This is a genomic window from Marseilla massiliensis (assembly GCF_023336985.1).
Classification (GTDB): domain Bacteria; phylum Bacteroidota; class Bacteroidia; order Bacteroidales; family Bacteroidaceae; genus Prevotella; species Prevotella intestinigallinarum.
In genome coordinates, this window is record NZ_JAMBLP010000044.1 from 1 (window position 1) to 12,266 (window position 12,266).

General features: G+C 39.2%; 8 protein-coding genes and 2 pseudogenes. All 10 read left to right on the forward strand.

Going from position 1 to position 12,266, the window contains the following annotated elements:
• Window positions 1-293: 293 nt before the first annotated feature.
• A complete protein-coding gene (locus M3089_RS15395) occupies window positions 294-1,631 on the forward strand; it encodes a site-specific integrase (protein WP_249085152.1) in 1,338 nt (445 codons plus the stop codon).
• A 13-nt stretch (window positions 1,632-1,644) separates the two neighbouring features.
• Window positions 1,645-2,558 (forward strand): annotated as a pseudogene (locus M3089_RS15400) (DUF6043 family protein).
• Window positions 2,559-2,587: 29 nt separating this feature from the next.
• Window positions 2,588-3,613: an ORF6N domain-containing protein gene (locus M3089_RS15405; protein WP_249085154.1), complete on the forward strand. Its 1,026-nt coding sequence runs from the start codon at window positions 2,588-2,590 to the stop codon at window positions 3,611-3,613.
• A 231-nt stretch (window positions 3,614-3,844) separates the two neighbouring features.
• Complete coding sequence (locus M3089_RS15410) at window positions 3,845-4,174, forward strand: helix-turn-helix transcriptional regulator (protein WP_249085157.1); 330 nt, start codon at window positions 3,845-3,847, stop codon at window positions 4,172-4,174.
• A pseudogene (locus M3089_RS15415) lies at window positions 4,161-5,393 on the forward strand (primase-helicase family protein). Before M3089_RS15410 ends, M3089_RS15415 begins: the two are co-directional and overlap by 14 nt.
• A 14-nt stretch (window positions 5,394-5,407) precedes the next feature.
• Entirely contained in the window at window positions 5,408-6,538 is a 1,131-nt protein-coding gene (locus M3089_RS15420; RefSeq protein WP_249085158.1) for a relaxase/mobilization nuclease domain-containing protein, read from the forward strand.
• Entirely contained in the window at window positions 6,535-7,182 is a 648-nt protein-coding gene (locus M3089_RS15425) for a plasmid mobilization protein (protein ID WP_249085161.1), read from the forward strand. Before M3089_RS15420 ends, M3089_RS15425 begins: the two co-directional genes overlap by 4 nt.
• 165 nt (window positions 7,183-7,347) lie before the next feature.
• A complete protein-coding gene (locus tag M3089_RS15430; protein WP_249085163.1) occupies window positions 7,348-9,303 on the forward strand; it encodes a penicillin acylase family protein in 1,956 nt (651 codons plus the stop codon).
• Window positions 9,300-10,208, forward strand: a complete 909-nt coding sequence (locus M3089_RS15435; RefSeq protein ID WP_249085165.1) for a dimethylarginine dimethylaminohydrolase family protein — start codon at window positions 9,300-9,302, stop codon at window positions 10,206-10,208. Before M3089_RS15430 ends, M3089_RS15435 begins: the two co-directional genes overlap by 4 nt.
• 53 nt (window positions 10,209-10,261) lie before the next feature.
• Window positions 10,262-10,918 carry a phosphatidylserine decarboxylase gene (locus M3089_RS15440; RefSeq protein WP_249085167.1) on the forward strand — a complete coding sequence of 219 codons (657 nt, stop codon included), beginning with the start codon at window positions 10,262-10,264 and terminating at the stop codon, window positions 10,916-10,918.
• Window positions 10,919-12,266 lie beyond the last annotated feature (1,348 nt).

The window sequence follows — 12,266 nt, forward strand, 5'->3', positions numbered from 1 at the left end:
CCGTTTTTGGCTACCCTTTGGCTACCCAAGAAAATAAAAACGGCTGAAAATCAGGGGATTAACAGCCGTTTTATGTACCCAGACCCGCATTTGAAATATTAAATCTGGAACAATCAGTTTAAATAGTAAAATGATGAAGTTTAAACTAAACTAAACTGATTATTAAATACTTATATCAGAATATAAAAGTGATTCAATTTAATTAGATTGAAACAAATTTGGGATAAACGGGAACAATTTGGGAACAATTCACTATCTTTGCAGTGTTCAATCCAGAAATAGAATCGAAGCTTATGAAAGTGACTGCATTCATACGAAAAACGGCAAAGAAGAATGATTTGGAGACCAAAGCCACCATCTATTTCCGCCTGCGTGACGGAAAGAAAGACATCAAGGCGGCAAGTGAGCTTTCCATTAGCCCCAACCATTGGAGCCCGGAAAAGCAGGGATACAAAGACCGCGTGGCTTTGGTGCCGGAAGATGAAAAGATAGACTTGAACCATAAGGTACAGGCATTGACCCGAATGATTGAAAGGGAATATAGGGATGATGCCGACAGCGAATGGTTAGGAGAAGTGATAGACAGATTCCATCACCCGGACAAATACAAGACGGAAGAAGAACTGGCCGCTGAAAATCCACCAACTTTTACCGAACTGTTTGATGAATTTCTGGAAAAGCATAGTTTGTCAGAAGTGAGGAAAAAGAATTTCCGTGTGATAAAAAGAGCTCTCATGCGCTATGAGCTGTTCATCAGAGAAACAAGAAGGGGCATGAAAGACTTTTCGCTGGACATAAATACAGTTACCAAAGATACCCTTGCAGACATTTGGGATTTTATGGAGAATGAACACGCTTACGCCGAAGAATATCCTGAGATTTACGCTACTATTCCCGAAAAGCGTACTCCACAACCCAGAGGAAAGAATACGCTCATTGATTGCTTCTCGCGCATACGTACCTTTTTTATATGGTGCTATAATCAGGGGAAGACTATCAACCGCCCGTTTGACAAATTTCCGATTGAAGAATGTCTTTATGGTACACCTATTTATATAACCTTGCAGGAACGTAACCAACTATTTGAAGCAGATTTATCTATGCGCCCACAATTGGCAGTGCAACGTGACATTTTTGTGTTCCAAAGCGTGGTGGGTTGTCGTGTAGGCGACTTTTATAAGCTCACGAAGAAAAACCTCGTGAATGGTGCATTAGAGTACATTCAAGGAAAAACGCGCAATCATAATCCAAGAACGGTGAGAGTGCCATTGAACGACATCGCCAAAACCATACTTGAACGTTACAAAGACTATGATGGAGAAACTTTGCTTCCGTTCATATCGGAGCAGAAATATAATCAGGCTATCAAGGAGGCTTTCAGACTTGCCGGACTGAACAGAATCGTTACGGTGCTTAATCCTCTGACCCGTAAGCCTGAGCAGAAATATCTGTACGAGGTCGCCACCACACATACGGCTCGAAAGACCTTTATCGGGAATATGTATAAAAAGGTGAAAGACCCGGATTTGGTTTCATCGGTATCGGGGCATAAAGAAGGCAGCAAGGCTTTCCGCCGTTACAGAGAGATAGACGAAGAGATGAAACAGGAACTCGTACATTTGTTAGACTAAATAAAAGCAAACTATGGCTCAACAGGATTTTGAACACTTCAAGCAGGAGATTAAAGATTGGCTTGATAGTCATCCGGAGGAATACGAACATTTCGTTGCGGAAGTCAATGACAAATCAGCTATTGGACTATACAAAGTTTTCAAAGTAGGCATGAAACTTGCTCCCAAGCTGATGCGCAGGTATCAGATGGAATGTCACGGAGACCTTGCTGATGAAAGGCAGATGCAAGATTATGCAGCAGATGCAGATACCGCTAAATTATTGGTAGATGAATTTCACAACATAGATAAAGATTCGATAGTTCCGGCTATGTTGGCATGGCTGTATTATGGCAAGTGCTATGAAACAATGGTTAACCAACTTGAAACGAAGCGAACAATCCGAGAAACAATTTTATAGAACAAAAAATCTCTGCAATCATGATTCGGGTTGTCATTAAGAGTAGTATCCGCAACAAGATGCGGACGAAAGAGGATTGGGAAAGTTTCAGGCGTGAGAAGAAGGCCATTGAAGAAGGGAATGTGATGGAATCATGTATTGAGGAATTAGGGGCTATGAGTGAAACGATAACGGAAATGCCAACAAATACGGAACAGCCACTTTACTTACGGGATTATCTACTTGGCGACAAGGAAATGCTTTTGGGAAAAATCAAGCTAAGAGTTTCCACACAACACACAGGTACCGATTTGGCAAGGCTATATTTCGCATTGCAGGAAGAGCAGCTTTTAAGCCGTTGTGATGTGACTACATTCCATAGGTTACTTGGCAATGAATTACCCAACTGTGACTTGAAAAGTGTGCGTAACTTACAGATAGCCATTAAGAAGTTGAACGACAGCACGAATAAAGGGAAAATAAAAGACTGCGGTATGGAACGGACGTACATCAATGAATGGCGGAGTTATCTTACCAAAGCAGACTAAAGAAAATACGAACATAATAGCTTAGGAATATGGATAAAGACATTATCGCAGAAGAAGTCAATGCCGAATATCTGAAAGGGGTTATATACTACGTCCGGGGTGTTCGCGTAATGCTTGATATGGATTTGGCTAAAATCTACGGATATAGCACCAAAGACTTTAACCGTCAGGTCAAGAACAATATTGAGAAATTCGAGCAAGACTTCATGTTTCAGTTGACCAATGAAGAGTGCGAAATCTTGAGGTGCAAAAATTCCACCTCAAGTTGGGGCGGTCGCCGATACAACCCCTATGCCTTTACGGAACAAGGAATATATATGCTCATGACCGTTTTGAAAGGTGAGTTGGCAACCAAGCAAAGTAAGGCATTGATTCGCATCTTCAAGCAGATGAAGGACTACATTGTTGACAACCAGCCGTTGTTGGGACAGAGGGAATACCTCCAGCTTTCTTTGCAGACAACTCAGAACACCAAAGACTTGCTTGATTTGCGTAAATCCTTATCGGCTGTCGATGATAAGGTTGCCAGCATAATAGACACATTGGGCAATGTCGTAACCAAGTCGGAACTGGCGAATGTCATGCTTGACTTTTGCAATCCTACCGTCAGGAGAGGATGGCTGATACTCAACGGCCAGCCTGTGGAATCCGATTTGGCTTACCAGCAGATTTATGCTACAGCCAAGAAAACGATATTTGTGGTAGATAATTATATCGGATTAAAGACATTGGTACTCTTGAAAGAGGTTTCTGCCAATGTGAAGATTACTGTATTCTCAGACAATATCGGCAATCGACTACATCAGGCGGAGTTTAATGACTTCTGTCGGGAATATCCCGATGTTTCTGTTTCGATGCAAACATCCGGCGGTATATTCCATGACAGATATATTGTCATTGACTATAAAACAGCCGATGAGCAGATTTATCATTGCGGTGCCTCATCCAAAGACGGAGGAAATAAAGTAACGACCATTACAGCCGTTACCGATGGAGAAATTTATCATCCCGTGATAGACCAACTTCTGAATAATCCAGCATTAGTGTTGCGATAAAGTCTTGCTAAAATGGGATTTTAAGCATAGCGATAAACGGGATTAATTCGGCATTCATTTCGTTTCTTTCGTTTCCAATTTCGCCGAAATAAGCGAAACGCAAATCATTGAGTTTTAGCGAAATCCATTTATACTTTTGCACCATCGTTCCGATACGGGAGCGGTGGTGCAATCGTTTATAATGCTGCCGAAACGGTTGCGCCGGACAATACGGCGGCATTGATTTTGATTATGACTGACTTGATGCAAATTATCTCCAATGGTGCAGCCAATGTCAAACTGGAGATTACAGGCGAGGACTTGCGCGTATTCTCGGATGAACTTATCAATCGCGCGATAAACGAAGTGGCACTGGCTTTCCGTGCTGCCGATGAAGAACGGTTGCTCAGCCGGGAAGAAGTAAAGGATATGTGCGGAGTATGCGATGCAACCTTATGGCATTGGAACAAACGAAACTACCTGAAAGTCGTCAAGGTAGGCAGTAAGGTAAGATACCGACTGTCAGATGTGAAGCGTATATTGGGTGGAACAAGCAAAACTGGCGGCAATGGAAGCAAATGAGAATATGATTCCACAAACCGGGAGAGTGGAGGATGAATATGTACGTATCGGCACCACACTGTTCCGAATATTGAACCAACCGATGATGAACGGCTCGTTTCGCAAAATGCGTGTGGAGTGGAAGATGAGTGTGTTCCGGCAAGACCATAGCAGGGATGAAGCGGCTCAGATACCCAAGTACGATGGATTCTGCACCATGCCCAGCCATACGGACTACCGTCATAACGTGAACAATTTTTATAATCTCTATGAGCCGATAACCCATATACCGGCAGAAGGGGATTTCCAACATATCTGTTCTTTGGTGGAACATATCTTTGGTGAGCAGTATGAGTTGGGGATGGACTACCTTCAACTGCTATATCTGAAACCGACACAGAAATTGCCAATACTTTTGTTAGTATCTGAAGAACGTAATACAGGAAAGAGTACATTTCTGAACTTTCTGGAAGCAATGTTTCAAGAAAATGTCACGTTCAATACTAATGAGGATTTCCGCAGTCAGTTCAATGCGGATTGGGCGGGCAAACTGATGATTGTTGTGGACGAAGTGTTGCTCAACCGCCGTGAGGATAGTGAACGGTTGAAGAACCTAAGTACGGCACATTCCTACAAGATGGAAGCCAAAGGCAAAGACCGTTATGAAGTACAGTTCTTCGCCAAGTTCGTGCTATGTTCCAACAACGAGAATTTTCCCGTTTACATTGAGCCGGAGGAAACACGCTATTGGGTGAGAAAGATCTGCAGATTGGAAAAGGATGACACATAATTTTTGCAGAAACTGAAAGACGAGATTCCGGCCTTTCTGTACCACCTACAACATCGGGATTTGACCACCAAAGAAGAAAGCCGCATGTGGTTTGCGCCATCACTTATCCGCACGGAGGCATTGGAAAAAATCATCCGTTGTAACCGTAGCCGCATTGAGCTTGATATGGCAGAACTCTTGCTTGACATCATGGACACGATGCAGGTGGATGTGGTGGATTTCTGCATTAATGACCTATTGGCATTGTTCAACTATTCGATGATAAGAGTGGAACGCCATCAGGTGAGGAATGTCCTGCAACAATGCTGGAAGCTGGAGCCTGCTCCCAATGCGCTATCTTATTCCACTTACCAAATATCCGTGTTGCCGGGGCATAAGTATTCCGTATCATCCAAGAAAGTGGGACGCTTTTATACCGTTACCCGTGAAAAGTTAAAAGACTACCGTTGAATTTGTTGAGTCTGATGAAACATAAGAAAGAACGTATGTATATGGCCTATATGATTCAACAACACCCTCAACAGATTTCAACGGAAAGCCTTGCCCACCAAAAGAGAAAGTCGGTTGCTGACAAATCTTCCCGATGTGAAGCATCCTCTTGTTTCTTCCCTCTTTTTGTATTCCGCTCAACGGATTCAACAAAATCAACGGTGGAATCTGTTTCAGACATCACGACCATAATACCGAACAGTGTGACAGAAGTAGCAATAATGTATGGAGGGGTGGCAAGCGGTACCAAGATACGTATCATACGCATCTGTGGCGCGAAGTCCGCTGCCACCCCTCCCCATCAAAAACAGAAACGCAGAATGATAACCAAAGTAAGATACAGCAAGAATCCGGGCAAGACCATTGACTACATTCTCAATCCCAAGAAAGGGGCGTACGTAGTCATTGCCCGTGGAGTGAGCAGCCTTACCGATATTGGCATACTCACCGAAGATTTCAATCGTCAGTGCGCACTGCGCCCGTCACTCAAAGTGAAAGCCGTACATATTCCTATCTCATTTCATGTCAATGACACAACCATGCTTGAAGTTCATGCCGAAGAAATAATTGGAGATTGGATAAGGCACATGGAACGGCATGGCTATCGCTTTGACCAATTCCTTGTCGGTCGCCATCACGACAAGGATAACAAGAATCCGCACTTCCACTTTCTGGCAAACGTGGTGTTGGATGACGGTACACGCGCCAATCTTGCCAACATCGGAAAGGCGGCAAAAGAAGCATCCATTTCCGTGACGGAACAATGGGGATTGACACCAGCCAATCATCGGAAGAGGATGCAAACGGGTGACAAGAAGGACACCAATAAAAATGAAAGTCGGACTGCAGAAATACATAACCACAGACACCAGAATTATATCGAATGGGACAGCAACCCTGCATCCAATGAGGACACCAATTCCGATTTTACAGCAAGCAATGATAGAGAAAGTCCAACGTCATCTATCAGTGGCAATCTAATGGAAGGTATAACCGAACTTATCATTCAACCGACAGTTGCCCGAATAGGCACAGGCAGCGGTAGCAGCGACAATACGCTTGACCATGACAAGAACAAACAACGAAAAGGAGGACGCAGAAGATGAAAGCAGAAAACGATAACAAGCGCACCAAACGTAAGGAAATACAATTCAGCGAAGCAGAATATGCTGCAGTTGAACAGAAAGCCAATGCCGCCCGATTGTCTGTGGCGGCGTTCATCCGCGAGGCTGCATTAGGTAAAGAATTGTCAGCCGCACTCACCATAGAGGAAAGCGAACGGATAAAGCGCACGGCCAACATTAGCTATAAGATGCAAGTCAACCTCAATCAGATTGCACGGCTGGCCAACATCCACGGTTTACCTTTTGTAACAGACGCTATCCGCGAATACATCTGCCGTACCAACGAATATTTCAAGACCGGTTCATGGCATGAAATGTATTTATCTGCCTACGAATCCGAGCAAAAACAGCGGGAACAACTTGCCCCAAAAGTACGTGAGCTTCAAGAAAAGAACACGGAATTACAGAAAGCGGCGACCAACTATTACCTTTATACCGCCGAAGGTGAACGCCTTTTCTGCGAACGGCACAATTGCCGTATTTATCCTGACAACCGAGGTATCTATTGGCATTTCAAGGTTACCGATTATCCGGCTTATACACTTCCTGCCGAAATCAGTAAGGCATATCTCAACCATGAGATTTCGATACGGGATATGTATGTTTATTGGCGGAAGAATTACTAATAATATCGGTGAAAAGCATAGGTCAATAGAAATGAAATACTTAAAGAAATCGTCCCATACAAAATAATTATGTAATTTTGCACTTGCTTATGAAATCCGTTATGTGTCTGACTATGTTGACATAAGTTGAGACATTTTATAGTTAAATGATAAAACCAGGAAAATATGGCAAAAATATATCGAGATGATTATGGAACACCGCATATAATGGCTAAAACAAGTTTTGATGCAGCCAAAGCTATAGCGTACGTTCATAGTGAAGATGATTTTCGTACTCTACAATTGTGGTTTTTAGCCATAAAGTTTAAATCTGGACACTTCGATGATTGGGATGGCCCATATCTTGATTTTCTTTCATTCTTTTTCGACATCCAAGGTAAAACACTCGACTTGATCCCAACTATCTCTAATGAATACAAGTCTCTTGCAGATTCATATTGTAGTGGAATAAACCAGTATGCCAAAGAACACGAAGAAAAGGTCTTGGATTCTTCCATATTCCCTATCAATTCTGTTGATTTACTTCAGGTTCAGCATCTAATGGAGGTGATAGGCATTCAAATAGATAAACCGTATTCTTATCTGAATATAAAACAAAGTCAAAAATTGCCTCGTAAAGAGGGCTCAAATGCGATAGCAATAGGGGCGAACAAAAGTGCAAGCAAAAGTTCTTTAATTGCAGTCAGCCCACATCAAATGCTTGAGGGCATATTTTCTTATTATGAAGTACATTTAAGCATAGAAGATAGTGAAAATAGTGAATATCATGGATTTATATTGCCATGTTCATTCTCAATATTTATGGGAACGAACTTTCAGATTGCATGGGGTTCAACAGCTAGCTATCCTGAAATGTATACCATCTATAAAATAGATGTTCAAAATAGGTTCGGGCGGGTAAAATCTTTTCTTTATGATGGGAAAGAAGTCTATTTGAAGAGATGTACATATAAAAATTATATCAAATTATACGGTAAAATTCCTATACCTGTCATAAGGAATTTCTATGAGTCTAAATTTGGTAATATAATTGAAATCAAAGGTACATTTTATCTAATTTTGATAGATATGCTAGGCAAACAGTTTGGTGCCGAGATGATGCATAAACTTAATTTATGTAAATCGAATAGTGAAGCATTAAATCTTTTAAGGCAATCTCAATACACCTATTTGGATTTCGTATGTATAGATAAGGATGATAATATCCTCTATGTCCATAACTCTCATGAGAAGGTTAGAAAGGATGAATCATTACATTATAAAGATGTCTTAGATGTGTGTCATTTACGGGAAGAATTGTCTGCAGAATACTATAAAGATAATCTTATAATACAAGAAAATCCTGCTTGTGGATACATAGTCGCAGCTAATCAATCTCCTCTAAATGTAACTGACATTCACCGCCCTATGGGCAAGATTAAAGGACTTGTTTATCAAAATGAGAATTCCCGATCCAATAGAATAAAAAGTATTTTGAATGCTGTAGAGTTGCTCTCTATTGATGACTTGAAATCGATTCTTTTCGATTACAAAATCTCTCTTCCCATAATCAGAAATATAGATTTTTCTGCATTGTTTCAACCAGAGTTAAACAGTTATAAGTCTATTGCTCCTCTCCTTGGTTTATTAAGGGATTGGGATGGCAATGCATGCCCACAATCAGAAGCTGCAGCAATTTTTGCTTTATTCTTTTACAAATATAAAGAGAAATATTATGTTTATTCCAAGAATCCAGACACTATAAAGGTTGCTACAGTCCAAGAAATAGTGGATTGTTTGAGATGGGTAAAAAAAAGATATTGTAAAGGGCAGAAATTGGGGAATATTCAATTTTTGAAAAGAGGTGATACGTCATTACCTATAGGAGGCGTTCCTGACTCTATAAATACAGTTCGACCTTATTTTGAGAAAGGAAAACTATATGCAGAAGAAGCTAGTGCCTTTAGAATGATTGTGGATTTAAAAAATCGTATTTCTTTAACATGTCATCCGTATGGAACATCTAGTAACATAGAAAGCCCTAATTACACTAGTCAAATGAAAATGTTCATTGAAGGCGGCTATAAAGAACTAAAAACGATTGATTATTATAAAGACAACTATAACTTTTACGAATTATGATTAAAGACGTTAACATGCCATTGTTCCTTATGAACATACCAACTTGCTATTCAACAGATGTTAGAAATAATATTTGGATGGAAGAGTACACGGCTGAAGATATTATTGTTAATAAGGAAAAAGCTATTAGGGAGGTATGGGAAATATATTCATTTCTTTCGAGTCAAGGTTTTGTTTATCTTCTACCTACACCTAGAGATTGCAGACTACAGGACTTGGTATTTGTAGCGAATAACGGAATAGTGCTTGAACATCTTGATGAAGAAACTTATATTGCTTCAAAGTTCAGAGTGCTTAATAGGCGTGGAGAAGAGATTGTTGCGAGCAAGTTTTTTGAACAAATGGGATTTAAGGTAATCCACTGTCCCCATTTGTTTGAAGGTGAAGCAGAGTTGAAATATCTTAGGGATAATATATATATTGGAGGATATGGAATAAGGTCTGAAAAGGAAAGCTATGATTGGATGACTTCTGAGTTTGACATGAATATTATTCCGCTTGAATTGACAGATCCATACAACTACCATCTTGACTGCACGATTTTTCCTCTTACTAGAGAAAAAATAATTGTAGCTACGAAAGCCTTTACAAAGAAAGAAATCAAGCAACTAGAAAATGTCGCTGAGTTGATACCTATTTCAATAGAACAAGCCCATGCAGGGTTGTGCAATAGTGTTAGAGTCAATAATTACATTTTAAATGCGTCTGACATAGATTTTTTGTCAAAACGGTCTGAAGATTACCGTTTAGAGAAATCCAAAAATATTAGGCTTGAAGATATCGCAGGTCAAAATGGCATGGAGGTATGCTACTTTAATATGGAAGAATACTTGAAAGGTGGAGGGCTTCTTTCGTGTACTGTGCTTCACATAAATCACCACTCATTTACTAAAGAATTACTATAATGTCACAATCTGTAAGAAGTTGGTTGCGCGAACAAAAAAGCTTAACCAAGGGTATGTCAATAAAGGAATTGTCTTCAACGTATTGTTTTCGAGATCCTCTTCGTCCAATTAAGAACAATCATGATATTGTCTTTTGCCCATCTGATGGTATAATTGTTGACTTTACGACTGTTACTTCATCACAGGACTGTATATTTGGGAAATATGGTAACATTTCTTTGAAAGAAATATCCTATGGAATGATACCAGAAGGGGCATATGACGTAGTGTCAATATTTCTAACTTTTTACGATGTCCATATTATAAGAATGCCTATAAATGGTGTTGCCAAAAGGCTGAAGCTTCCACCTTATTTTGTAGAGAATCGCCCTATGTTAAGTCTAGAGAAAGATATAATGAATAGTAAATTTTCGTCAATTAGAAAGGAACTCATCTCATGCTTTGCGTATAATGAGAGGGTGTTATATTTAATAAACGATCCTTCAAAGGATAGAAATATGTTTATGGTATTAACAGCTGACTACGACATTGATACGATATTGCCATTTACTTCTCAAATTCAGGCATTAAAGCAAAATCAAAGACTGGCATCAATCAGGTATGGTAGTATGGTTACATGCGTTGTCCCTAAACAGTGGAATTGCAAGTTCGTTTGCAAAGAAAATATACACATTGAAGCAGGTATAGATGCTTTATTTATGTATGAATGATAAATACACCTCAAAATCAATATGCCTTTATACCTTTCCAATAATCCTCAGCGAATTGTTGGAGGAGGTCATAATCTTGTCCGACTCAATACTGCTTTCTTTCAAAGATCCGTTGTATTTGTCGACTGTAGGAGTAATTGATTCCATATTTTTATTATTTTTGGCTGTCGGAGACTCAATGAATGATTCGTTTCAGAATTTCTATTCTCGTCATTCCGGTAGCATTTCTCGTTGCAAGTGTATATTTTCATATTCTTTACTCTTGTTTATTGGAGTTGGTTTAATATTAGCAGCGTTATGCTCACTGATTCCTTTATCTAATGATATTTGGAAAGGTGCTCATTTCTCTACTATAGTTTCTGTAGTTCCTTACTTGGCCATTCTTGTAGTTGTATCATTTATATCCCTGTCATTAAATAGTTTATTGTTAGGATGGGGATTTACAAAATTCCTTGGTTGCATATCGCTAATTTCGGTTTTGATAAATATAATATTAGGCTATTGTTTGCTTTATGTCTATGACATCGGGCTAAATCCTTGTATACTTGTAATCATTACATCTTCTCTATCTGAATTATTAAGAATCGTTTTTATGTCATTGAAGATATGTCGTATGTACAATCAAAATAATGATAATGAATTAGATTGTCGACATCAATCACTTATCTTGAAGATATTAGTCTATTCATCTGTTTATCCTTGCTTAAGTGCTGTATGTTTCCATCTCGGGTCTTTAGCATTATATACATATTGTTTGTGCTATTTTGGGGATAAAGAAACAGCATTGTTTACATTATTTATGTCTTACTGGGGTATATTGCAAGTTCCCAGCCAAGGGTTCTCTGAAACCTCAATCAATTTCTTCTCAACCATCTACTCAGAGAAATTGTTTAATATTTATAATTGCATAAAAAAAAGATTCTTATCTCTTTCCTTACTGACCAGTATACCTCTGATTTTCATTATTCTTATGTTAGATATTTATCTTTATGGGTTAGATATTCATAGATTGTTTGTGTTTGCGATATTAATAAGTATAGTAGGATTTCATACTTTTGCCGAGATAACAGAAACGTCATTATTAGTTAGGCTAAAAATAAATTCTTTCGTTCTCTCAAAAATGCTATACGCCACAATTCTTATATTGGGCATTTTGTTTATGACAATAACAAATAATATTGGAATAATAGGCATATTCATATGCTTCTTATTCGCACAGTTATTCAATTGTGCATATTTGCATATTATAGATCTTCGAATTTGGAGTAACAGATATAAAAACAAACAAATAATCTAATTGTACTTAGGATATGGATAGATTTATATGAATTGAATAGGGTTTAATCGG

Coding starts and splice junctions, on each gene's coding strand:
- M3089_RS15395 (WP_249085152.1), top strand. CDS start 294: ATGAAAGTGACTGCATTCATACGAAAAACGGCAAAGAAGAATGATTTG.
- M3089_RS15405 (WP_249085154.1), top strand. CDS start 2,588: ATGGATAAAGACATTATCGCAGAAGAAGTCAATGCCGAATATCTGAAA.
- M3089_RS15410 (WP_249085157.1), top strand. CDS start 3,845: ATGACTGACTTGATGCAAATTATCTCCAATGGTGCAGCCAATGTCAAA.
- M3089_RS15420 (WP_249085158.1), top strand. CDS start 5,408: ATGAAACATAAGAAAGAACGTATGTATATGGCCTATATGATTCAACAA.
- M3089_RS15425 (WP_249085161.1), top strand. CDS start 6,535: ATGAAAGCAGAAAACGATAACAAGCGCACCAAACGTAAGGAAATACAA.
- M3089_RS15430 (WP_249085163.1), top strand. CDS start 7,348: ATGGCAAAAATATATCGAGATGATTATGGAACACCGCATATAATGGCT.
- M3089_RS15435 (WP_249085165.1), top strand. CDS start 9,300: ATGATTAAAGACGTTAACATGCCATTGTTCCTTATGAACATACCAACT.
- M3089_RS15440 (WP_249085167.1), top strand. CDS start 10,262: ATGTCAATAAAGGAATTGTCTTCAACGTATTGTTTTCGAGATCCTCTT.